The sequence below is a fragment of the Pseudomonas sp. B15(2017) genome, assembly GCF_002113215.1.
In the GTDB taxonomy this organism is placed as follows: domain Bacteria; phylum Pseudomonadota; class Gammaproteobacteria; order Pseudomonadales; family Pseudomonadaceae; genus Aquipseudomonas.
In genome coordinates this window covers 196054-218616 of the sequence record NZ_NEJZ01000005.1, presented here as the reverse complement: position 1 = coordinate 218616, position 22563 = coordinate 196054, and the positions used below count along the sequence as shown (strand labels likewise).

General features: G+C 59.6%; 30 protein-coding genes. 11 read left to right on the top strand and 19 right to left on the bottom strand.

All coding sequences use genetic code 11. From position 1 onward, the window contains the following. The first annotated feature begins 439 nt into the window (after positions 1–439). Complete coding sequence (locus CAF73_RS10345) at positions 440–766, top strand: DUF3077 domain-containing protein (RefSeq protein ID WP_085702628.1); 327 nt, start codon at positions 440–442, stop codon at positions 764–766. A gap of 54 nt (positions 767–820) precedes the next feature. Here CAF73_RS10345 and CAF73_RS10340 read toward each other — a convergent pair whose 3' ends face one another. From CAF73_RS10340 to CAF73_RS10330, 3 genes are all read right to left on the bottom strand, one after another. Next, positions 821–1108 (bottom strand): type II toxin-antitoxin system RelE/ParE family toxin, encoded by a 288-nt coding sequence (locus tag CAF73_RS10340; protein WP_007954964.1) that lies wholly within the window; start codon positions 1106–1108, stop codon positions 821–823. A gap of 11 nt (positions 1109–1119) precedes the next feature. Further along, positions 1120–1410: a Phd-YefM gene (locus tag CAF73_RS10335; RefSeq protein ID WP_085697396.1), complete on the bottom strand. Its 291-nt coding sequence runs from the start codon at positions 1408–1410 to the stop codon at positions 1120–1122. 172 nt (positions 1411–1582) lie between these two features. Next, positions 1583–3424, bottom strand: a complete 1842-nt coding sequence (locus tag CAF73_RS10330) for a potassium transporter Kup (protein WP_371918965.1) — start codon at positions 3422–3424, stop codon at positions 1583–1585. Positions 3425–3774: 350 nt separating this feature from the next. On the opposite strand from CAF73_RS10330, the gene rimO reads away from it, so the two are divergent. The 6 genes from rimO to tsaA all read left to right on the top strand — a co-directional run bounded on the left by rimO (position 3775) and on the right by tsaA (position 8792). Next, a complete protein-coding gene (gene rimO, locus CAF73_RS10320) occupies positions 3775–5112 on the top strand; it encodes a 30S ribosomal protein S12 methylthiotransferase RimO (RefSeq protein WP_085697394.1) in 1338 nt (445 codons plus the stop codon). Between the two features lie 111 nt (positions 5113–5223). After that, positions 5224–5697, top strand: a complete 474-nt coding sequence (locus tag CAF73_RS10315; RefSeq protein ID WP_085702626.1) for a GNAT family N-acetyltransferase — start codon at positions 5224–5226, stop codon at positions 5695–5697. Positions 5698–5779: 82 nt separating this feature from the next. Beyond that, positions 5780–6490 carry an rRNA pseudouridine synthase gene (locus CAF73_RS10310; protein WP_085702625.1) on the top strand — a complete coding sequence of 237 codons (711 nt, stop codon included), beginning with the start codon at positions 5780–5782 and terminating at the stop codon, positions 6488–6490. Positions 6491–6563: 73 nt separating this feature from the next. After that, positions 6564–7031, top strand: a complete 468-nt coding sequence (locus CAF73_RS10305; protein ID WP_085697391.1) for a DUF1456 family protein — start codon at positions 6564–6566, stop codon at positions 7029–7031. A gap of 134 nt (positions 7032–7165) precedes the next feature. Beyond that, a complete protein-coding gene (locus CAF73_RS10300) occupies positions 7166–7936 on the top strand; it encodes an SDR family oxidoreductase (protein ID WP_085697390.1) in 771 nt (256 codons plus the stop codon). A gap of 157 nt (positions 7937–8093) precedes the next feature. Further along, entirely contained in the window at positions 8094–8792 is a 699-nt protein-coding gene (tsaA, locus tag CAF73_RS10295; RefSeq protein WP_176247720.1) for a tRNA (N6-threonylcarbamoyladenosine(37)-N6)-methyltransferase TrmO, read from the top strand. 110 nt (positions 8793–8902) lie between these two features. Here the strand turns inward: tsaA and fpr are convergent, their stop codons facing one another. Then, a complete protein-coding gene (gene fpr / locus CAF73_RS10290; protein WP_085702623.1) occupies positions 8903–9682 on the bottom strand; it encodes a ferredoxin-NADP reductase in 780 nt (259 codons plus the stop codon). Positions 9683–9826: 144 nt separating this feature from the next. Between fpr and CAF73_RS10285 the strand changes: the two genes are divergently transcribed. Beyond that, positions 9827–10753 carry a LysR family transcriptional regulator gene (locus tag CAF73_RS10285; RefSeq protein WP_011332748.1) on the top strand — a complete coding sequence of 309 codons (927 nt, stop codon included), beginning with the start codon at positions 9827–9829 and terminating at the stop codon, positions 10751–10753. Here CAF73_RS10285 and CAF73_RS10280 read toward each other — a convergent pair. After that, positions 10750–11112, bottom strand: coding sequence for a diacylglycerol kinase (locus CAF73_RS10280; protein WP_003222276.1), 363 nt, complete (start codon positions 11110–11112; stop codon positions 10750–10752). The genes CAF73_RS10285 and CAF73_RS10280 overlap by 4 nt on opposite strands. A 75-nt stretch (positions 11113–11187) precedes the next feature. Further along, the gene (gene erdR, locus CAF73_RS10275; RefSeq protein WP_085647827.1) at positions 11188–11838 is read right to left on the bottom strand and encodes a response regulator transcription factor ErdR; all 651 of its coding nucleotides are present in this window, start codon (positions 11836–11838) and stop codon (positions 11188–11190) included. Between erdR and CAF73_RS30150 the strand changes: the two genes are divergently transcribed. Next, positions 11831–12004 (top strand): hypothetical protein, encoded by a 174-nt coding sequence (locus CAF73_RS30150; protein ID WP_170929707.1) that lies wholly within the window; start codon positions 11831–11833, stop codon positions 12002–12004. The two genes, erdR and CAF73_RS30150, sit on opposite strands and share 8 nt — an antisense overlap. A gap of 58 nt (positions 12005–12062) precedes the next feature. On the opposite strand, the gene CAF73_RS10270 is transcribed toward CAF73_RS30150, so the two are convergent. Next, a complete protein-coding gene (locus CAF73_RS10270) occupies positions 12063–12806 on the bottom strand; it encodes a tRNA-uridine aminocarboxypropyltransferase (RefSeq protein WP_085697387.1) in 744 nt (247 codons plus the stop codon). A 189-nt stretch (positions 12807–12995) separates the two neighbouring features. Here CAF73_RS10270 and CAF73_RS10265 point away from each other — a divergent pair, with 189 nt between their 5' ends. Continuing rightward, entirely contained in the window at positions 12996–13421 is a 426-nt protein-coding gene (locus tag CAF73_RS10265) for a PA3611 family quorum-sensing-regulated virulence factor (RefSeq protein WP_085697386.1), read from the top strand. Here the strand turns inward: CAF73_RS10265 and CAF73_RS10260 are convergent, their stop codons facing one another. Next, on the bottom strand, positions 13422–13616 hold the full coding sequence (locus CAF73_RS10260) for a hypothetical protein (RefSeq protein WP_085697385.1): 195 nt from the start codon (positions 13614–13616) through the stop codon (positions 13422–13424). A 353-nt stretch (positions 13617–13969) separates the two neighbouring features. Here CAF73_RS10260 and CAF73_RS10255 point away from each other — a divergent pair, with 353 nt between their 5' ends. Then, positions 13970–15088: a TIGR00730 family Rossman fold protein gene (locus CAF73_RS10255; RefSeq protein ID WP_085702622.1), complete on the top strand. Its 1119-nt coding sequence runs from the start codon at positions 13970–13972 to the stop codon at positions 15086–15088. 61 nt (positions 15089–15149) lie between these two features. Here the strand turns inward: CAF73_RS10255 and recX are convergent, their stop codons facing one another. The 11 genes from recX to CAF73_RS10200 form a co-directional block, all read right to left on the bottom strand. Then, positions 15150–15620, bottom strand: a complete 471-nt coding sequence (gene recX / locus CAF73_RS10250; protein ID WP_085702621.1) for a recombination regulator RecX — start codon at positions 15618–15620, stop codon at positions 15150–15152. An 8-nt stretch (positions 15621–15628) separates the two neighbouring features. Then, positions 15629–16687: a recombinase RecA gene (gene recA / locus CAF73_RS10245; RefSeq protein ID WP_085702620.1), complete on the bottom strand. Its 1059-nt coding sequence runs from the start codon at positions 16685–16687 to the stop codon at positions 15629–15631. An 83-nt stretch (positions 16688–16770) separates the two neighbouring features. Then, the gene (locus CAF73_RS10240; protein WP_085702619.1) at positions 16771–17271 is read right to left on the bottom strand and encodes a CinA family protein; all 501 of its coding nucleotides are present in this window, start codon (positions 17269–17271) and stop codon (positions 16771–16773) included. 68 nt (positions 17272–17339) lie between these two features. Then, on the bottom strand, positions 17340–17870 hold the full coding sequence (locus CAF73_RS10235; protein WP_085697381.1) for a lysis system i-spanin subunit Rz: 531 nt from the start codon (positions 17868–17870) through the stop codon (positions 17340–17342). Further along, positions 17852–18415 (bottom strand): glycoside hydrolase family 19 protein, encoded by a 564-nt coding sequence (locus tag CAF73_RS10230; RefSeq protein ID WP_085697380.1) that lies wholly within the window; start codon positions 18413–18415, stop codon positions 17852–17854. The genes CAF73_RS10235 and CAF73_RS10230 overlap by 19 nt, the downstream gene beginning before the upstream one ends. Before the next feature lie 56 nt (positions 18416–18471). Then, positions 18472–18714 (bottom strand): hypothetical protein, encoded by a 243-nt coding sequence (locus CAF73_RS10225; RefSeq protein WP_011332738.1) that lies wholly within the window; start codon positions 18712–18714, stop codon positions 18472–18474. A gap of 10 nt (positions 18715–18724) precedes the next feature. Continuing rightward, positions 18725–19927, bottom strand: a complete 1203-nt coding sequence (locus tag CAF73_RS10220) for a carbohydrate binding domain-containing protein (RefSeq protein ID WP_085702618.1) — start codon at positions 19925–19927, stop codon at positions 18725–18727. Positions 19928–19956: 29 nt separating this feature from the next. Further along, positions 19957–20388, bottom strand: coding sequence for a phage tail assembly chaperone (locus CAF73_RS10215; RefSeq protein ID WP_085697378.1), 432 nt, complete (start codon positions 20386–20388; stop codon positions 19957–19959). A gap of 2 nt (positions 20389–20390) precedes the next feature. After that, positions 20391–21131, bottom strand: a complete 741-nt coding sequence (locus CAF73_RS10210) for a hypothetical protein (protein ID WP_085697377.1) — start codon at positions 21129–21131, stop codon at positions 20391–20393. Between the two features lie 41 nt (positions 21132–21172). Further along, positions 21173–21640: a phage tail assembly chaperone gene (locus CAF73_RS10205; RefSeq protein WP_085702617.1), complete on the bottom strand. Its 468-nt coding sequence runs from the start codon at positions 21638–21640 to the stop codon at positions 21173–21175. Then, positions 21640–22563, bottom strand: a complete 924-nt coding sequence (locus CAF73_RS10200; RefSeq protein ID WP_085702616.1) for a hypothetical protein — start codon at positions 22561–22563, stop codon at positions 21640–21642. The genes CAF73_RS10205 and CAF73_RS10200 overlap by 1 nt, the downstream gene beginning before the upstream one ends.

Here is a 22563-nt window from a genome sequence, read left to right as displayed (position 1 = left end):
CTGCTTCATTGGCCTTTTCGAGTCGTCAACTCCACATTCATCTGCCGCATCAAAGACGCGCAAAACCTCCATCAACATTGAATTTCGTTTACGTCTGGTGTCGCAATATCAGATGACGTCCGCATACCTTGTAGGCAAACTCCTAATCTCCTGCTTGAGCACTTTGCCGCCCTATTGCGCTGTTTTCCGACGGGATACTCTCCAGAGGTCGCTGACCCTTTCAGCGATCGGGTGTGGTAACCCGGATAAACCAGCGCAACAGCACCCTCATCACAATCACAGACACTTTCAAGCCTGTGATTTCGAGTTATGGCAGCTGTGCGTGGGACGCCTTCGGGCGTGCCGGTTTCCTTGGTTCCCGGTTTACCACCCTGCGTACAGCTGCCTCCCTTTCGTGTGGTAACGGAAGTCGCAGCTCCTCGAACCAAGGAGTAACACCATGACCGAAACGAAATCGCCGTCCCCCGCAGATCTCACAACAATCGGCTTCACCTCTTTCCTCTACAGCTCGGATCAGGCGTTACTCAACGTTCGCTCCGGCGTCCCGATCGTCGAAGCACTGTCCCAGGCTTCAGACCTATTGTTCCTCGCCAAATCCTTCGCCGAGGATGCCGCCTACGACAAGGAGAGCGACCGTCACGCCTGGGCCGCGCACTACCTGACGATAATCGGCAAAGCCTTGGTCGACGACGTGATGAAGGCCCTGATGCTGCGACCCGCGAGAACGAAAACCGAGTCTGAAGCAGAGTTGCCCAAAAGCATGTAACGGCATAAAAACGAAAAAGCCCCGCCAGCCAAAAGGCTGACGGTGGCCTTTTGTTCAGAGGCGCCTTTCAGCAGCGCCATACACCTCTTCGTCACGTCGAGCCCCCACCGCAACGATCAACACCTGGATGGCCCGGCCATCAACTCTATAAACGATTCGCGTGTCGCCCGTTCGAATTCGTCTGCACCCCGCAAGACTGGCTCTCAGAGGCTTGCCACTTTTATCCGGCTCGCCGTGGATGATCCGTTCTTCGATCACATCCAGTATCCGGTTGGCAGCTGCTGATCCCAATTGATCAAGATCCCCTTGGACTTCCGGATGATAAATCACTCCCCAAACCATCCAGCGCTCCCTTAATCCTTCCGGGCGTACCTTGCCCGCATATCCTCATGGCTGACAGCCTTGGTCTGATCAAAATTGCTCAGACGTTCGCGGGCTGCCGCTTCAATGCGAAGGTCCTCAAGTTCATCCAGCATTTCCTGATAGGCCTGCACGTTGATGATGACCGCTGCCGGTTGATTGTCCTTGAAGATGACCAGACGCTCAGTGGCACGACTGGAAATCTCCTTGAGCTTCGCGCTGAAGCTCCTGACCATGGCAGTCACGGAAATTGCTTGGTCAGCACGCTCTAATAATGCCGTCATAATCACCTCTCACTCACATGCTGATGCGTACGTTAATGCACAAAGTATTGTGCTGAATTAAACACAGTGCAACTTGCTGTTTCCACTATCCGACCAAGCACTCCAACCGGACACGCACAAAAAAGCCCCCGACAGCCACAAGGCTGACGGGGGCTTTCAGTTCAGACGGAGCCTACATCTCCACCTGCGTCCCCAACTCAATCACCCGGTTCAGCGGCAGATTGAAGAACCGCAGGTTCCCGTTGGCGTTCTTCAACATGAACGCAAACAGCGCTTCACGCCAACGTGCCATGCCTTCGAGTTTCGAGGCGATGACCGTTTCGCGGCTGAGGAAGTAGGTGGTGCGCATCGGGCTGAAGTCGAGGTCGTCCAGATGGCACAGCTTCAGTGCCTGCGGCACGTCCGGCTCATCAGTGAAGCCGAAGTGCAGGATCACCCGGAAGAAGCCTTCGCCATGGGCCTCGACTTCGAAGCGTCGGGATGGTGGTACGCGCGGAATGTCTTCGTAGACCACGGTCAACAGCACAACCTGCTCGTGCAAGACCTGGTTGTGCAGCAGGTTGTGCAACAGCGCGTGTGGCACTGCGTCGGAGCGCGCAGTCAGGAACACGGCAGTGCCCTGCACACGATGTGGCGGCTGCACGCGGATACTGCTGATGAAGATCGGCAGCGGCAGAGCGCCTTCGTCAAGGCGCTCGACCAGCAACTGCTTACCGCGTTTCCAGGTGGTCATCAGTACGAACAGCGCGATACCGGCGATCACTGGGAAGGCACCGCCCTGCACAATCTTCGGCACGTTGGCGGCGAAGTACAGACCGTCCACCAGCAGGAAGCCGATCAGCACCGGCACGGCCAGCACCGGCGGCCATTTCCACAACAGCAACATGACCGCCGACACCAGAATCGTAGTCATCAGCATGGTGCCGGTTACCGCAACACCATAGGCCGAGGCCAGTGCGCCGGAGGATTCGAAGCCCAGCACCAACAGGACAACGCCGACCATCAGCGCCCAGTTCACTGCGCCAATATAAATCTGGCCCTGCTCGTCGCTGGACGTGTGCTGGATGTACATACGCGGAATGTAACCAAGCTGAATCGCCTGACGGGTCAGGGAGAACGCGCCGGAAATCACCGCCTGGGACGCAATGACGGTGGCCAGGGTCGACAGACCGACCAGCGGAATCAGCGCCCAGCCCGGGGCCAGCAGGTAGAACGGGTTGCGCGCCGCTTCCGGGTTGTCCAGCAGCAAGGCGCCCTGTCCGAAGTAGTTAAGCACCAGCGCCGGCAGCACCAGCAGGAACCAAGCCCGGGCGATAGGCTTGCGACCGAAGTGGCCCATATCGGCGTACAGCGCTTCGGCACCGGTCAGCGCCAGCACCACGGCGCCGAGAATCGCCACGCCCATGCCGGTATGCACCATGAAAAAGCGCACGGCCCAGATCGGGTTCAGGGCCTTCAGCACTTCCGGGGAATGGCTGATGCCGTACACGCCCAGAGCGCCGAGAACGAGGAACCAGGTGACCATGATCGGCCCGAAAAGAATGCCGATCCGTGCTGTGCCATGGCTCTGGATCAGAAACAGCCCGACCAGCACCACCAATGACAACGGCACGACCCAATGGTCGATCCCCTCAAATGCCAGGCCCAGACCCTCGATGGCCGACAGCACAGAGATCGCCGGGGTGATCATGCTGTCGCCATAGAACAGCGCTGCGCCGATCAAGCCGCAGACCACCAGCAGCGAACGCAATTTTCTGCGCTCCCCCGCTGCCCGCCGTGCCAGTGCGGTGAGCGCCATGATGCCGCCCTCGCCCTGGTTGTCGGCACGCAGCACGAACATCATGTATTTGATCGACACGACCCAGATCAGCGACCAGAAGATCAACGACAGAATGCCCAGCACTCCGTCGTGGTTCACCGGTACGCCGTAACCGCCGGAAAACACTTCTTTGAGGGTGTACAACGGGCTCGTGCCGATGTCGCCGTAAACTACCCCGACTGCCGCGACCAGCATACTCAGCGGCTTGGTGGCCGAACCTTCGGCGCCTGCCGCATGACTACTTGCCTGACCCATCCAACACTCCTACTTCTCAGAACCGGCTTCTTGAATGAAGCACTATGCTTTGTGGTGCAGCATGCGCTGTTTTACCTGCTGTTACAGACGTTTTGTTGACTGTAAAAAATTGGTAAAGCTCAACGGCGCGAAGCATAGCGCAGCACTCGTCGTATTTCCCTGCATAAAGCTGGTCAAGTGCGTTGCTCATCGCTAGAATTGCGCACTTTTTGATCAGAGGCGCACTTCAAGCGCCCGTCCGTCGGCTTCCGCCATCAGGCAAGCGACGTCACAAAACACCGAGGTTAGACATGTCCACCACTCCTGCGCCGGCCAATCCAAAGGTTGGCTTCGTTTCTCTGGGTTGCCCGAAAGCACTGGTCGACTCCGAGCGCATCCTGACCCAGCTGCGCATGGAAGGCTATGACGTGGTGTCCACCTATCAGGACGCCGACGTGGTCGTGGTCAACACCTGCGGCTTCATCGACTCGGCCAAGGCCGAATCGCTGGAAGTCATCGGTGAAGCGATCAAGGAAAACGGCAAGGTCATCGTGACCGGCTGCATGGGCGTGGAAGAAGGCAACATCCGTGACGTGCACCCGAGCGTGCTGGCCGTCACCGGTCCGCAGCAGTACGAGCAAGTGGTCAACGCGGTGCACGAAGTCGTGCCGCCGAAGCAGGATCACAACCCGCTGATCGACCTGGTGCCGCCGCAAGGCATCAAGCTGACTCCGCGTCACTACGCGTATCTGAAGATTTCCGAAGGCTGCAACCACAGCTGCAGCTTCTGCATCATCCCGTCGATGCGCGGCAAACTGGTCAGCCGTCCGGTCGGCGACGTGCTCGACGAAGCCCAGCGCCTGGTGAAATCCGGCGTGAAGGAATTGCTGGTGATTTCCCAGGACACCAGCGCCTACGGCGTTGACGTCAAATACCGCACCGGTTTCTGGAACGGCGCGCCGGTGAAAACCCGCATGACCGAACTGTGCGAAGCGCTGAGCACCCTCGGCGTCTGGGTCCGTCTGCACTACGTTTACCCGTACCCGCACGTCGACGAGCTGATCCCGCTGATGGCCGCCGGCAAGATCCTGCCGTACCTGGACATCCCGTTCCAGCACGCCAGCCCGAAAGTCCTGAAGGCGATGAAACGCCCGGCGTTCGAAGACAAGACCCTGGCTCGGATCAAGAACTGGCGCGAGATCTGCCCGGACCTGATCATCCGTTCGACCTTCATCGTCGGCTTCCCCGGTGAAACCGAAGAGGACTTCCAGTACCTGCTGGACTGGCTGACCGAAGCCCAGCTCGACCGCGTCGGCTGCTTCCAGTACTCGCCGGTCGAAGGCGCACCGGCCAATGACCTGAACCTGGATATCGTTCCGGACGACGTCAAGCAGGATCGTTGGGAGCGCTTCATGGCACACCAGCAGGAAATCAGCTCGGCCCGTCTGCAAATGCGCATCGGCCGCGAGATCGAAGTGCTGGTGGACGAAGTCGACGAGCAAGGCGCAGTCGGCCGCTGCTTCTTCGACGCCCCGGAAATCGACGGCAACGTATTCATCGACAACGGCAGCAACCTCAAGCCGGGCGACAAGGTCTGGTGCAAGGTGACCGACGCCGACGAATACGACCTCTGGGCCGAACAGATCTAAACGCGAAAAATACGAAAAGCCCCGCTCTCTTTTACGAGATGCGGGGCTTTTTTACGGCTATCGTTTGTGAGGGGAAGGACTCCCTCATCCATGACAAAGAGGCTATCGGGCATGCGCCACCATTCGGTCATTCACACGCCGAAACTCAGCGATTATCAGGAACTGACCCGGGTCTGGGAGGCCTCGGTTCGTGCCACACATGATTTTCTGCCGGACAGCTACATCGAGCTGTTGCGCAATCTGGTGCTGACCCGCTACCTCGATGCGGTGATGCTGATCTGCACCAGGGACAGCCACCAGCGCATCACCGGGTTTGCCGGCGTGGCGGCGGGCAAGATCGAAATGCTGTTCATCGACCCCGAGCATCGCGGCCAGGGCCTGGGCAAGAAGCTACTGAGATACGCCATGGAACACCTGAACGCCGATGAACTGGACGTCAACGAGCAGAATCCGCAGGCCCTGGGTTTTTACTTCAAACAGGGATTCGAGGTGATCGGCCGCTCGGAAGTCGATGGCATGGGACAGCCGTATCCACTGCTGCACATGCGTCTGAAACAGCCGGAACAGCGCGCCGTACGCGGCTAAAAGCCACACGGTACAAATGCAATCGCGATTAACCGGCGCCAGGCAGGTACAATGCCCACCCCTTTTTTGTTACGGCCCTGTCATGACTGACCCGATTCGCCTCTCCAAACGCCTCATCGAACTGGTCGGTTGCTCCCGCCGGGAGGCCGAGCTGTTCATCGAGGGCGGCTGGGTCACCGTGGACGGCGAAGTCATCGACGAGCCGCAGTTCAAGGTCGGCGACCAGAAAGTCGAGCTCGACAAGGACGCCAAGGCCACCGCGCCAGAGCCGGTGACCATTCTGCTCAACGTGCCGGCGGGCATGGATGTCGACACTGCGATGCAGTCGCTGAGCGCCGACACCCTCAGCGAAGAGCACCGCTACGGCAAGCGACCGCTGCGCGGGCACTTCCTGCGCCTGACCGCCAGCGCCGACCTGCAACCCAAGGCCAGCGGCCTGCTGGTGTTCACCCAGGACTGGAAGGTGCTGCGCAAGCTCACCGCCGACGCAGCCAGGATCGAGCAGGAATACGTGGTCGAAGTCGAAGGCGAAATGGTCGCCCACGGCCTCAATCGCCTGCAGCATGGTCTCACCCACAAGGGCAAGGAGCTGCCGCCGGTCAAGGCCAGCTGGCAGAACGAAAACCGCCTGCGCTTCGCCATGAAGAACCCGCAGCCGGGAATCATCGCCCAGCTCTGCGAAGCGGTCGGCCTGAAGGTGATCGGCAGCCGCCGCATCCGCATCGGCGGCGTGTCCATCGGCAAGGTGCCGGTCGGCCAATGGCGCTACCTGTCCGGCAAAGAGAAATTCTAAGGCTCGCAAGCCACCCTATATTTCCGGCACCGCGCCCGCGCGATGCCCACAGCGAACAAACAGGATTGCACACATGGTTCACAACGACGTTCTGCGCAGCGTGCGCTACATGCTCGACATCAGCGACAAGAAAGTGGTCGAGATCATCAAACTCGGCGGCCTGGACGTCACGCTTGCCGATGTCGTGACGTACCTCGACAAGAAAGAAGAAGACGAAGAAGGCTTCGTGCGCTGCCCGGACGAAGTCATCGCGCACTTCCTCGACGGTCTGGTGATTTTCAAGCGCGGCAAGGACGAGAGCCGTCCGCCGCTGCCGATCGAAGTGCCGGTGACCAACAACATCATCCTGAAAAAGCTGCGCGTGGCCTTCGAACTGAAAGAAGACGACATGCACGCGATCCTCAAGTCGGCCGATTTTCCGGTGTCCAAGCCTGAGCTGAGCGCGCTGTTCCGCAAGGTCGGCCACACCAACTACCGCCCGTGCGGCGATCAGTTGCTGCGCAATTTCCTCAAGGGCCTGACCCTGCGCGTTCGCGGCTGATTTTTTTGCAAAAACAAAACGGCGACTTCGGTCGCCGTTTTCATGCATGCCCCTCCATTCCTTCCAAAAATAGTGGCTCCGCTTTTCGCGGCCGGCGACTAGGGTGTACTGAACCCTAGCCCTCAGGATTCGCCATGCACCCGTATTTCTCCCTGCAAGGCCGCACCGCCCTGGTGACCGGCGGCACCCGTGGTATCGGCAAAATGATCGCCAAGGCCTTTGTCGAAGCCGGCGCCCGCGTGTACGTCTGCTCCCGTGACGCTGAAGCCTGTCATCAAACCGCTGAAGAACTCAGTGCCGTGGGCACTTGCCTGGGCGTGGCGGCGAATCTGGCGACGGAAGAAGGCGTTAAAGAACTGGCCGCGCGACTGGGCGAGCAGATCACTCATCTGGACATTCTGGTGAACAACGCCGGCACCACCTGGGGCGCGCCGCTGGAGAGCTACCCGGTCAAGGGCTGGGAAAAGGTCATGCAACTCAACGTGACCTCGGTGTTCAGTTGCATCCAGCAGTTTCTGCCGTTGCTGCGCAAATCCGGCTCGGCGGCCAATCCGGCGCGGATCATCAACATCGGTTCGGTGGCGGGGATCTCGTCTTTCGGTGAACAGGCCTACGCCTACGGGCCGAGCAAGGCTGCTCTGCATCAACTGTCGCGAATTCTCGCCCGGGAACTGGTGAGCCAGCACATCAACGTCAACGTCATCGCGCCGGGGCGTTTCCCGAGCAAGATGACCCAGCATATCGGCAACGATCAGCAGGCACTGGCCGAAGACACCGCGCTGATCCCGATGAAACGTTGGGGCCGTGAAGAGGAAATGGCGGCGTTGGCGATCAGCCTGGCGAGTACTGCCGGGGCCTACATGACCGGGAATATCATTCCGCTGGATGGCGGATTCAGTCTTTAGGTCGGCGATCCGGCCTTCGCGAGCAAGCTCGCTCCCACATTTGGAATGCGTTTCCCTGTGGGAGCGAGCTTGCTCGCGAAGAGGCCAGGTCTGACACCACCAGACTTGAAGCCTGCCGGGTTATCATGCCCGCCCTGCTCCGCTTCGAATGCAAACCATGACTTACAGCGTCTCCCCCATCGGCTTTGTCCGCTCCTGCTTCAAGGAGAAGTTTGCCATCCCGCGCCAGCCGCAACTGGCCCCCGCCGCCCGTGGCGTGCTGGAACTGGTGGCACCGTTCGATCAGGGCGACGCAGTACAGGGACTGGAGCAGGTCAGTCATGTCTGGCTGCTGTTCCTGTTCCATCAGGCACTGGAAGACAAGCCGCGCCTCAAAGTCCGCCCTCCGCGCCTGGGTGGCAACAAGTCCATGGGCGTGTTCGCCACTCGCGCCACGCATCGGCCGAACGGCATCGGCCAGTCAGTGGTGAAGCTGGACAAAGTCGAGGCCAATCGCCTGTTCATCTCCGGTATCGACCTGCTGGATGGCACGCCGATTCTCGACATCAAACCCTACGTGCCCTACGCCGACATTATTGCTGACGCGTCCAACAGCATCGCCAGTGCTGCGCCGCAGTTGATTGACGTGCAGTGGACGGACTCGGCGCTGAAACAGGCGCACACACACGCTCAACGCCTCGATGAACCGTTAGTGGCGCTGATCGAGCAATGCCTGGCCCAGGATCCGCGTCCGGCGTATCAGACGCCCGCGCCCGAACGCGAATACGGCGCGCAGTTCTGGGATCTGGATGTGCGCTGGCATTACCCGACGCCGGAGCAGATTCGCGTCCTGGAAGTGGTTCCCGCCGCTGACTGAACCCCGAAAACGAAAAAGCCCGCGCTGCCTTCTCAGGCAACGCGGGCTGATCGTTCCCACGCTCTGCGTGGGAATGCATCCAGTGACGCTCTGCGTCACCTATAAACAGCTTACTTCTCGACGAATGCACGCTCGATCAGGTAATCACCCGGCTCACGCATACGCGCCGAAATCTTCAGGCCAAAGCTGTCGAGCACTTCGCTGGTCTCGTCGAGCATGCTCGGGCTGCCGCAGATCATCGCGCGGTCGTCCTGCGGGTTGATCGGAGGCAGGCCGATGTCGCGGAACAGCTTGCCGCTGCGCATCAGGTCGGTCAGACGGCCCTGATTCTCGAACGGCTCGCGGGTGACGGTCGGGTAGTAGATCAGCTTGTCACGCAGCGCTTCGCCGAAGAACTCGTTCTGCGGCAGGTGCTCGGTGATGAACTCGCGGTAGGCGACTTCGTTGACGTAACGGACACCGTGAACCAGGATCACTTTCTCGAAGCGCTCGTAGGTTTCCGGGTCCTGGATCACGCTCATGAACGGCGCCAGACCGGTGCCGGTGCTCAGCAGGTACAGGTGCTTGCCCGGGTTCAGGTCGTCCAGCACCAGAGTGCCGGTCGGTTTCTTCGAGATGATGATCTCGTCGCCTTCCTTCAGGTGCTGCAGCTGGGAGGTCAGCGGACCGTCCTGCACCTTGATGCTGAAGAACTCGAGATGCTCTTCCCAGTTCGGGCTGGCGATCGAGTAAGCGCGCATAAGCGGGCGGCCGTTTGGCTGTTGCAGGCCGATCATCACGAACTGACCGTTCTCGAAGCGCAGGCCCGGATCGCGGGTGCACTTGAAGCTGAACAGAGTGTCGTTCCAGTGATGAACACTGAGGACACGCTCGTGGTTCATGTTGCTCATGTACGTGGGACTCCTGGAGATTGATCTGCGCCTGCCCGGCTCGCGTTGAAGGATGCCGACGGTGCGCAATTGCATCGCATTCTAATAGCGCCGACAATATCTGTTAACTGGATTATTAAGATAAGGGTTATCGGTTATATCGATATGCGATTTACTCTTCGTCAACTGCAAGTCTTCGTTGCTGTCGCCCAACAGGAAAGCGTGTCCCGTGCTGCGGGTCTGCTCAACCTGTCGCAATCGGCCGCCAGCACTTCCATCACCGAACTGGAGCGCCAGTCCAGCTGCCAGCTGTTCGATCGCGCCGGCAAACGTCTGAGCCTCAACGCTCTGGGCAAACAGTTGCTGCCGCAAGCCGTGGCCCTGCTCGATCAGGCCAAGGAAATCGAAGACCTGCTCAACGGAAAATCCGGTTTCGGCTCACTGTCGGTGGGCGCGACCCTGACCATCGGCAATTACCTGGCGACGCTGCTGATCGGCGGCTTCATGCAGCGCCATCCCGAAAGTCAGGTGAAGCTGCATGTGCAGAACACTGCCAATATCGTGCAACAAGTGGCTCATTACGAAATTGATCTGGGTCTAATCGAAGGCGATTGCAGCCACCCGGACATCGAGGTGCAGAGTTGGGTCGAGGATGAACTGGTGGTGTTCTGCGCCCCGCAGCATCCGTTGGCCAAGCGCGGCAGCGCGACCATGGAAGAGTTGACGCACGAAGCGTGGATTTTGCGGGAGCAGGGTTCGGGCACGCGCCTGACCTTCGATCAGGCGATGCGGCATCACCGCAGCGCGCTGAACATCCGGCTGGAGCTGGAACACACCGAAGCGATCAAGCGCGCCGTGGAATCAGGTCTGGGGATTGGCTGCATCTCGCGCCTGGCGCTGCGTGATGCCTTCCGTCGCGGCAGCCTGGTGCCGGTGGAGACGCCGGATCTGGATCTGGCGCGGCAGTTCTATTTCATCTGGCACAAACAGAAGTACCAGACCTCCGCCATGCGCGAATTCCTCGACCTGTGCCGCGCCTTCACCGCCGGGGTCCAGCGCAGCGACGAGATCGTTCTGCCGAGCATCGCCTAAAGCAGAATCACCGCCCACACCAGGGCAATCATGCTCAGCGCCACGAATTGCGCGGCACTGCCCATGTCCTTGGCGTTCTTGGACAGCGGGTGCAACTCAAGCGAGATGCGGTCAATGGCCGCCTCCACTGCCGAATTCAACAGCTCGACGATCAGCGCCAGCAGGCACACAGCGATCAGCAACGCCTGCTCGACCCGGCTGACATTGAGAAAAAACGTCAGCGGAATCAGCACCACGTTGAGCAGCACCAGTTGGCGGAAAGCAGCTTCGCCAGTGAAGGCGGCGCGCAAGCCGTCCAGCGAGTAACCGGAAGCGTTGAGGATGCGTTTCAGGCCCGTCTGGCCCTTGAAAGGTGACATAAAGTAGATAACCGACCGAAAGAAAGTGGGGAAGCTAGATCAACGAAAGTCAAAAAAGCGTGAAGACGCCAGCACTTACTGGCTCGGAATTGACTCAAGTTGCTGCAGCAGTAAAGCTGCCTGGGTCCGGGTTCGCACGTTCAACTTGCGAAAGATCGCCGTGACGTGCGCCTTGATGGTCGCTTCGGACACGCTCAGCTCGTAGGCGATCTGCTTGTTCAGCAACCCTTCGCAGACCATGGTCAACACCCGGAACTGCTGCGGTGTCAGGCTCGCGAGGCCATCACTGGCAGCCTTGGCTTCATCCGAAACACTGACCGCTTCAAACGCCTGAGGCGGCCAGAACACATCGCCGTCCAGCACCTTGCGCACCGCTTCCTGAATCACGCTCAGGTCGCTGGACTTGGGAATGAAACCACTGGCGCCGAATTCCCGGGACTTGACCATCACCGAGGCTTCTTCCTGGGCCGAAACCATCACCACCGGAATCTGCGGGTATTGACCGCGCAGCATCACCAGCCCGGAAAACCCGAAAGCGCCCGGCATGTTCAGGTCCAGCAGCACCAGATCCCAGTCAGCCTTTTCGGTCAGGCGGGCTTCCAGCTCGGCGATGCTCGCCACTTCCACCATGCGCACGTCCGGGCCAAGGCCCATCGTTACCGCTTGATGCAGTGCGCTACGAAAAAGAGGGTGATCATCGGCAATCAGGATGTCGTATGTGGCCATTTTTCAAATGATCCTGTTTTTGATGGCGGGCCCGCGCATTCGGGCCTTGCCAAAGCAAATCCAGACACCGCCCGGCAGCGGCATCCACAGGGGCACGTTCAACGCCAATCACGAACAAAAACGGCGTTTCAAACCTTGGCCGCACCCCAATCGGCGCCAAGCATGACCAGCGAAGCCGGGGTGGTCAAGCCGCACGGCCACTGCTTTAGCAGTATGGGCCAGGATCAGGCCGGTACGGGGGGCGCGTTTCGGATATAGGGCTGCAATTCGGCGTGGGCCGGCGTCGATACATTGACCTCCAGTTGCTGCTTGGCCCCCAGGTAATGCTGGCTGAACACATCGAAATAGGCGTCCAGCGCCGACGCGGCGTCCGAATCGCCGGCCAGTTCCAGGCACAGCGCCGCCACTTCGGCGGTGCACAGGTGTTCACTGCGGGTCGAGCGGCGCAGGCGATAACGCGACAGCTTGTCGGGTAACAGGCTCAGAATCGGCAAGCGGTCGAAATACGGGCTCTTGCGGAAAATCTTCCGGGCTTCGGTCCAGGTCGCGTCCAGCAAGATGAACAGCGGACGCTTGCTGCTATCGAGATCCACGGTGTTGGTCACCCGCGAGGGATCGACGTACTCACCGGGGAACACCAGATACGGCTGCCATTGCGGGTCGCTCAGCAGCGCCAGCAGTTGCTCGTCAGGTTCGGTCCGGGACCAGATGAAGGCATGGTTGTCGCGCACGATGTCGGCGATCAGCCAACCGGTGTTGCTGGGTTTGAACACTTCCTTGCCTGTCATGATCAGGCAAACGCCCGAGCGCGTATCGACGGTCGGCCGCCAGGCGCACAGGCAATGGCTGATGATCACCCGACAATCGCGGCAACGCGGGGAGCGAAAGCCACGGGCCTGAATCGGCTTGATACCTTCATCCTCGCGCTGGTCGCGCAGGCGGGCCACGGCGTTGGGGGCATGATTCATTGCAGGCGGCACCGGCAGACAGGAAAACTCGACACAAACGATACTCGGCAGGGCAATAAAGGGCGGCAGTTTACCAGAGCGGCAGGCACAAGCCTGTACCCTCCCGACCGGCTCCCCTATAATTCGCCGCCACTGAACGCACAGTCACGTGGCTGGTCGAACCACCAGTCACTGAACCAGGAGAGTTTCATGCTGCGCCTTATCGTTCCCACCGCTGCCATTCTGCTGGCTTCGTCCTTCAGCGCTCAGGCGGCATCCCTGAGTGAGCAGAATCTGAACCGAGAGCTGCGCAATGTCGCCGCACAAAGCAGCGTCGGCACGCCACGGGCGATCAACGAAGACATTCTTGATCAGGGCTACACCGTCGAAGGCACTACGCTGATCAACCACCTGAGCGTGCAAAAGAGCCACGCCGACAAAATGCGCGCCGATCCCAAAGCCGTGTATTTCCAGTTGGGCGCCTCGGTTTGCAACAATCCGTCGTACCGTAAGCTGATGGCCAAGGGCGCGATCATGCGTTACGACTTCACCGAAGTGAAAAGCAACAAGGCGATCGGCTCCGCCAGCTACCAGGAATCGGATTGCCCGAAAGCGGCTCCAGCGAAGAAGAAGTAATCATCGCGACGTGGCGCGCCGCTGTTCATCCTCGGCGCGCAGTTCGGCCAGCAAGGCCTGCAAGTAACGCGAGCGGCGATCCCCTCCCGCCAGCCGTCGGCAGCACTCCTCCTCGAGACTCACTTGGTTGGTCTCGGCCGATGCTTTCAACAACCGATACAGCTGCGTATCGATCTCCAGAATGACTCTGGTCATGTGTCCTGCCTCCTTGCCACCCGCAAATCCTTGAATAGCGTGCACCTTGCGTACGGTCGTTGACGCAAAGTTGTCGTACGGCGCCTTTAACTTAGTAAATCAGAGCATTCAGCCCTCGACGCGGCATCGGACGAGCGGTGAAAACACTTCGCAAAACGCCAATAAGCAGTTGCCAGGAAAGACTTTGCGGCGCAATGCTCGATGAGCGAGAAGTGCTTCGAGGGTCTAGATTCAAAGTATTCCCGTTCATTTTTCCAACGGCAGGAAAGGATCTGCCGGATGTTTGTTTTCTTGCAGCGCGGCACTGACGCCGCACGTCAGGGCCGAAAGCCCTGTGCAGAAGGAGAAGTTGCATGCCTTACCAACCGAATGACCTGCTCAGCCGTCATTTTCAGGAAAGCGGCCACGACCTCATCAGCAAGGTCGAAGAACAACTCAACCTCGTGTCACCCAACAGCCCGAATTCCCCCATTTACCGCGACATGATCCTGACCGTGCTGCGCATGGCCCAGGAAGACCACAACCGCTGGAATGCGAAGATCACCCTGCAAGCCCTGCGCGAACTGGAGCAGGCCTTTCGCACCCTTGAACAGTTCAAGGGACGACGCAAGGTCACGGTGTTCGGCTCGGCTCGCACCCCGGTCGAACATCCCCTTTACGCCATGGCTCGTGAACTCGGGGCGGCGCTGGCCCGCTCGAACATGATGGTCATCACGGGTGCCGGCGGCGGAATCATGGCAGCCGCGCATGAAGGTGCCGGTCGCGATCAAAGCCTCGGGTTCAACATCACCCTGCCCTTCGAACAACATGCCAATCCCACTGTGGACGGCACCAATAATCTGCTGCCGTTCCACTTCTTCTTCACCCGCAAGCTGTTCTTCGTCAAGGAGGCCGATGCGCTGGTGTTGTGCCCTGGCGGATTCGGCACCCTGGACGAAGCGCTGGAAGTACTCACGCTGATCCAGACCGGTAAAAGTCCCCTGGTGCCGGTGGTGCTGCTGGACGCACCGGGCGGGACGTTCTGGCAAGGCGCACTGGACTTCATCCGCCAGCAATTGGAGGAAAACCGCTACATCCTGCCGACCGACCTGAAGCTGATGCGCCTGGTCTACAACGTTGAAGAGGCGGTGGAACAGATCAACCAGTTCTACGGCAACTTCCACTCCAGCCGCTGGCTCAAGCGCCAGTTTGTCATTCGCATGAACCACAAGCTGAGCGATCAGGCCCTCGACCATATGCAGGAAGCCTTTGCCGATCTGTGCCTGAGCGACCAGTTCCATCAACACGCCTACGCCGGTGAAGAACACGACGAGGCTCAATTCAGCCACCTGACGCGACTGGCCTTCGCCTTCAATGCCCGGGACCACGGCCGTCTGCGAGAACTGGTGGACTACATCAACCAGCCTGAAAACTGGGCCGAGTCAAACCCCCAGACCGCGCAACGCACCCGCGAACCGTCGAAGGTAACGTGAAGGCAAAAAAACGGCCCGCTATTGAAATAGCGGGCCGTTTTTTGATTGAAGCTGGAGCGATTTAATCGTCCATCCCTCTGCCGCTGAACAAGCAGTTGATCATCTCCATCGAGAATCCCCGGTACGCCAGGAACCGACCTTGTCTGGCGCGCTCCTTGGCATCGCCGGGAAGCTGTCCGGAGAACTTCCGTTGCCACGTGTCCGTTAGCTGCTCCTGCCAGTTGATGCCGCTCTCACGCAACGCGAGTTCAATATCGGCGCGTTGCAAACCGCGCTGGCCAAGTTCTTCGCGAATCCGCAGTGGGCCGTAACCGGAGCGGGCGCGATAGGAAACAAAGCTTTCAAGATAACGGGCTTCGGAAAGCAGCCCTTCTTCCGTCAAACGGTCAAGGGCTGTTTCGATCATCTCGGGGGGAGCGCCACGCTGACGCAGTTTGCGCGTCAGCTCGACTCGACCGTGCTCGCGGCGTGCGAGCAGGTCCATGGCGGTTCGCCGCACCGCGACGAGGGTATCGAGTACGGCGGTTGTCATCGGTGCAATCAGATATCAGCGTCAGCCAGGTCGTCTTCGGTCTCTTTGACCGCAGAAGCCTTCGAGTCGGCGATCACTGTTGGCGACAGCAGTTTGTCACGCAGTTGCTTCTCGAGCTTGGCCGCAACTTCCGGGTTGTCTGCCAGGAACTTGGCCGAGTTGGCCTTGCCCTGACCGATCTTGGTGCCTTCGTAGGCATACCAGGCGCCGGACTTCTCGACAAAACCGTGCAGCACGCCCAAGTCGATCATCTCGCCGTTCAGGTAGATACCCTTGCCGTAGAGAATCTGGAACTCGGCCTGACGGAACGGCGAAGCCACCTTGTTTTTCACAACTTTGACGCGGGTTTCGCTGCCGACCACTTCGTCGCCTTCCTTCACCGCGCCGGTACGGCGGATGTCGAGACGAACCGAAGCGTAGAACTTCAGCGCGTTACCACCGGTAGTGGTTTCCGGGCTGCCGAACATCACGCCGATCTTCATCCGGATCTGGTTGATGAAGATCACCAGGCAGTTGGCGTTCTTGATGTTACCGGTGATTTTACGCAGCGCCTGGGACATCAGACGGGCTTGCAGGCCCACGTGCATGTCACCCATTTCGCCTTCGATTTCAGCCTTCGGCACCAGGGCGGCCACAGAGTCGACGATGATCACGTCAACGGCGTTGGAGCGCACCAGCATGTCGGTGATTTCGAGGGCCTGCTCGCCGGTGTCCGGCTGGGAAACCAGCAGGTCGTCGACGTTGACGCCCAGCTTGCCGGCGTACTCGGGGTCGAGGGCATGTTCGGCGTCGACGAAGGCGCAGGTCGCACCGGCTTTTTGAGCCTGGGCGATCACGGACAGCGTCAATGTGGTTTTACCGGAAGATTCAGGACCGTAGATTTCAACGATACGGCCTTTTGGCAGGCCGCCGATGCCAAGTGCGATGTCCAGACCCAGAGAGCCGGTGGAGATGGATGGGATCGCCTGACGGTCCTGATCGCCCATACGCATTACGGCACCCTTGCCGAATTGACGTTCGATCTGACCCAGGGCCGCAGCCAAGGCTTTCTTCTTGTTGTCGTCCATTAAAGTCCTCACGTAATCAATAAGGCCTGACGGCCAACACCTGTATAAGTAGCCAGTATTATTCCACAGCGTTCACGGATCGCCTACCCCTGATTTTCGATTTCTCGTGCCGCTAGTCGCAGCAAGCCGTCTAGCGCGGCCTTCACCGTTTGTCGGCGGACTTCGTCGCGGTTTCCGGGGAAGTGCTGGAGCTCACTGGAAACCGCGTCGCCCACGCCCCAAGCCAGCCAGACGGTGCCCACCGGTTTGTTCGGCGAACCACCGTCCGGCCCGGCCACACCGCTGACCGCCACGGCAAACCGCGCCAGGCTTTTCTCCTGAGCGCCACGTACCATGGCCTCGACCACCTCGCGACTGACCGCGCCCACGGTGCCGAACAGATCAGCCGGTACATTCAACTGCTGGGTTTTCTGGCGGTTGGAGTAGGTCACGTAACCCGCCTCGAACCACGCCGAACTCCCCGGAATGCGGGTGATGGCTTCGGCAATCCCGCCACCGGTACAGGACTCGGCCGTAGTGACGTGGGCGTTGAGCAATTGCAGACGTCGGCCAAGTTCGGCCGCCAGTTGGGTGATTTCTTTCACGGCGCGCTCCGGATCGGATGGAATGGGTACCACCGTACACGAGCCGGTTGCGCTTTCAATACACAAGCTTATTCAAAATGTGCAGGCGCCAGCGCTCTGATATAGGCCTGACAAGCCTGCAAGGCAATCAGTCCACGGTCGCCTTCGCCGGTAATGGCGACAATTCGTCGAGCATGCGCCGGGTCAAGTCGGGCGCGTACGGTTGCATGATCCACGCCGCCGGCGCCGGTGGTGGCTGACACACCGCAGCCTTGGGCAGCATCGCCTGCGTCGATGAGGACTGACAGGCGCAGATCAGCAGTGGCAAGACGATCGCGCAGGCGATCCTGATCACGTTGGGCATCGTTCAGTGCTCGGTAATGAGTTTGTTCACTGGCCGCGAGCCGTTGCTCAACGGCCAGTCGCTTGTCCTGCTCGGCCTGTTGCGCAGTCGCGGCCGTCAGGGTCAGTTGATTGAGGATTTCGGCGTGCTGCCGGGCCTGCTCGGCCAGTTGCCGACCGTAGCGCCAGTCCTGGAATTGCCACGCCAGCGCCGCCGACCCTGCGACCAGCAGCACCAGGCCAATCAGCCGCCAGATGCTCAGACCGAAGGCAGGCATAGCACCGCCCTCGCCCGCCCCCACAGCTCCAGGCGATCCTGCAAGCCGTTCAACCCGCCGTTGATCCGCCGGGTAATGCTGTTGAACTGATCCTGATCCGCCAGCGCGTTCAGGCCATTCTTCTCCCAGAACCACGCAGCGGACTCGGCCGCCCATTGCGGTTGTTCCAGCAGTTCCGGCAGCGCCAGCAAACGCTCATCGCCGAACAGCCCGAGACTGCACTGGCGATAGTTGGCGCGCCCGGTGATCTGGATCAACCCGCGACCGCGATACTTCTGCCCGTCGCCATCCGCCTCGGGCGTGTTACCCAGGCGCAAGGCCAGCGTACCGGTGTCGTATTTGCTCAGGTATTGGTTGTTGCCCAGTTCACGCACGTACTGCAACTGCCCCGATTCGTGTCCGATCTGGGCGAGAAACGCAGCGATGCGCTTGGGCGTGTCGATGCGATGGCGCGCCATGGCATCGTTGAGTGCAGAAACAAAAACGCCCGCTTGGCGGCGGGCGTTGGGCATGATGTTGAGTAGGTTGTCTTCAGTAATTTGCATAATGCTCGATCCTCCCTGGATGCTCCGATTGAATCACGGTTGGCGGCCGGAGCTGATCAGCCATTGTTTACCTCAGTTTTCAGAGTGCTGTCCGGGGACACCTGGATCATTCGCTTGAACAACCCCAGCATGCCTTGATTGGCCGTCAGCCTCTCTAGCGGCGGGTCCAGTGGCAGTACCTGTCCTCCGGAAACCAGCCACTCCTGGTACTCGAGCCAGTCCCGATTAACGGGATCCTGTGGAATAAACGCTGAATCACTCAGGCGCAGAACGCCATACGATGTGAGCTGATAACTCATGGACTTGTCCCTAGATTTCCGCGTCCGCGGTCCAATCGACCTGCAATGCCTGCCCGGGAAAGCTGCCTACGGGCGTCACGGTGGCAAGCGCAAACCCTCGCTCGCTCACACTTTGCAGGATGGTTCCTGTGCAGGCCTTCGCAAGCGATGAATGCCAGACTTGATTGCTCGCCTCACCAGGGCAATACGTCACGACCGTTGGCTGAACTCGCTTGGGCACCTGCATATCGATGCACATTCCATATTGGCCGGAATTGGCTGCCGCTACTTGGGAAAAAGTGGCGATACAGGTTCCTGGGCCGTTGTTCGAACGGATCGGCAAACGGTTTACAAAGGATTTTTCGAAATAGCGCTGACAGAGAGTCAACTCTTCCGCCGCTGGACGGTATTCAAACGGTGTTGCAACCGGCCCCTCCTCCAATTGCATCTGTGCCAGATCGACGGTCTGCAACACGTTGAGCGGCAGATCGAACGACAAGGTCAGGCAGTCATTCACGCCCAGCATTTTCCCGGCGACGGTTGGCACCTGAAACGTTGCGCTGTATTTCTTCCACGACGTACTCAGTTGAAAGACGTCGACAACCTTCACGACACCCTCCGAACCGCCCGCCCCGAATTGCTGGGCAATCGTGACACGCAAAGGACGCGTCGCATCGGATCGCGCCCAGAAGCTGACTGTCGCCATTCGTCCGGCCAGGGTCCTGACCGATTCAATGCTCTGGGCGACTTTATGCACCGTTGCTCCCGTGCCTGCGGTGGCCTGCTGCCAGCGCAGGAAATAAGCGGGTTCACCCACGACTTCCGTTTGACCGAGGGGAAAATCCTGGCGCGAAATGCTGACACCTGCGTTGCCGTTCCAGTCGCACCGAAAGCGATCCGCCACATAGCCACCGATGTTCGGCCCCTGATTGGTCGTGCCGCGTTGCCAGATATTGAATCCACCATTGATCAACAGATTCTTGCGATACACCTGCACAGGAAACTGCTGCAGCGGATCAGGCTTGGCCAGTTGCCGAATGGCCTGTGCCAGTTGATCGGTCTGCTCCTCATCCGGCGTCAGACCGGCGGCCGTGATCGCGTTGAGAATTTCCTGGGTCACACTGTTTCCCCAACTGGCCGGGATCAACGATCCCGGTTTTCCGGCGATGGGGTCTTCATCGACGAACTTGCCATTCTCCAGGCCTGAGCCGGGAACGCTTTTCGGATAATCCATGTTAATTCCTCCTTGATCAGATCATCGGCTCAGCCCTTTGAGCGCAGCAAGCCTTCAAGCCAGTCGGGCTCTACCGGACGAGCCTGGGCATCCGGAAATTCCGGATCATTGGGCCAGTCGCGCAGTGCCTGTCGATAGGCGAGAAGTTGTTTGAATTCGTCGGTGCGCAGAGTGGTGCCTTCGCCGACTTCCAGCTCTTCGGCATCGCGAAGAACCAGCCATTGGGTGCGATCCAGTACCTTGTCTCGCCAGGCCCTCTCTGTGTCATCGGGGATTTGCTCAGCCAGTAGCACCCGTTCCGGGCGTCCGTTGGCGGTCAGAGAAAGAACGGTTCCTTTTGGAGCGTTCGAGACCAGCGCGCAATACTCGCCCTCGCTTAATTCAAAGGCGTCCACAGGAATATTGGTGCCGTGTAGATCGGAGTGATAAAAGCCGGAAGTTGTCGGAGAAAAATAGTACATGCTCAATATCCTATTCCGATGACACGAGCGGCAATGGAGCCTGACGGCCATTCAGGACAACGTACATTTATGCCTGCCTGCCGACTCACGGTCGCATTATTGTTCCAGATCAGTTGCGTTCCGGATGCCGTGCCTTCATGGGAAGCGACTGCAAGAAACAGCGCGTTGGGAAAGACCAGCGGCCATAGATTCAGATCGCCATAACCATTGTTCCCCGCCTGGCTGGCCGCCCCGGTGATCCACTGAATGATTAGTCCACCCATCCACGAGGGGAAAACGACATAGCCGGATGCCCCCAGCCTCACCATGAACCCTAGCCTGAGTTTTTTAGGGGTCACGACAGAAGTATCACTGACACCGGCGTTGACCTCCGCCTGAGATGCAACCTTTGCAATCCCCATCAGCGACTCGGTCGCCTGTTGCACCTTCTTCGCTATCGATTGAAACACTCGTAACGGCGTCATCACCTGGGTAGCACTGGTTCCCGACTCTGCTTCGTCCTGACTGGCCAGGCTGTCGCTCTGCTTCTTCGAGATCAGCGTATCGATTGCCGCCCTGAGTTGGGTGTTATCACTCTCATCGGCAGCCGTCCCTGCGCTTTTGATGACTTCAAGAATTTCTTGCGTAACACCATTTCCCCAGCTTGCCGGAATCAACGAACCGGGTGTTCCGGTGAGAGGGTTTTCGTCAACAAACCTGCCATTCACCAAACCTGCACTGGGAATGTTTTTTGGATAATCCATTACCTGTCTCCTGAATATGAATACACGTCCATTCGGCTGCGTCAGGCAGAAACTGCCGTGAACCAGGCAGGCTGCTCAGGCCGCTCAGCGAAGATCTGAAACGAGCTCACGGCAGGCCAGTCGCGCAAGGCCTGGCGGTACTCGAGCAGCTCCAGATACTGCTGAGCCTTGAGCGTTGTTCCGCGTCCCAGTTCCTGCTCATCGCGGTGGCGGGTGATCAGCCATTCGGTGGCTGCGAGCGCGGACTGGCGCCAGACTCGCTCTGCCGCCAGAGGCTCCTTGTCCTCGACCATTGGGGGTTGAGCGATGACAGGACTTTGCGGTTCCCGCAAAGGCTCGATAGCGCGAGCCGCCTCGGCCATCGGCGCGCCGATTTCGACGTTCACACCATCGGCCACCTGCACCATCGCCGCGACGAAAGCAGGCGCGAACAGTTGCTCGATCGCGTAGTCACCGGTGTCGATCACTTCGACCGCGACACCGTTTTCAATGCGTGCATAACGGGCCATTACTCGTACTCCCAGATTTCACAGAAGGCATTGCCGCCGGCGCCGCTCACGATTGACGCAGAAGCGTGAACCGAGCAGGAACCACTGCCGCCCGAACCTCGAACACCTGCATTGCCAACGGTGTTTGACCCACTGAAAGGGCCACCACCATCGAACGGACTCGGAGCTCCGCAACCCGACAGCAACCCCCAATTGGCGTTGCTCATTCCGAAACCTCCGGTGATACCGCGAGCACTGCAGAGATTGCCTCCAGCCAGTAATCCACCTACCCCGCCCTGAATGAATCCTGACGAAGTGCCCGTGACCACGATCCCCAGTTTCTGCCCGCCACCACCTCCCGAAACACTCATGTAGCTACCAAAGGAAGCGCCGCCGCCCGCAAGGCCCGTGGTGTTGCTGACAGCGCCCCCGGCGCCAAGCGAAACCGGTACGCCGGCGAGCATTTGCGCGGTGACGTCATACAGGCTTTCCGCATACGCGCCGGACCCGCCACCACCGCCGAGAATTTGAGTGCCTGTCGGAACAGATTCGCATCCGCCCCCAGAACCTCCCGCCCCGACCAACCGCACGCGAATCCGTTTCGCCCTCGGGTTCGGCTTGTAAACCGTGATCCCGACCGTCTCGATCTGCCTGACCGCCAGCAACCGCCCCACTGCATCGGTGATGCCGTAGCCCGCCAGCGTGGTCGGGGTGTTCTTCAGTTTGGTGAAGTCGACCAGAGCGCCAATGGCCGTTGCCAGCTGGTTGGTTTTGCTCTCGTCAGGTGTCAGTCCGGCGGACTTGATGGCGTTGAGAATTTCTTGCGTGACACTGTTGCCCCAAGAGGCGGGGATCAGTGATCCGGGCGTGCCGGCAACGGGGTTTTCATCGGTGAATACGCCATTGACCAGGCCGACGCCAGGGATGCTGTTTGGATAATCCAT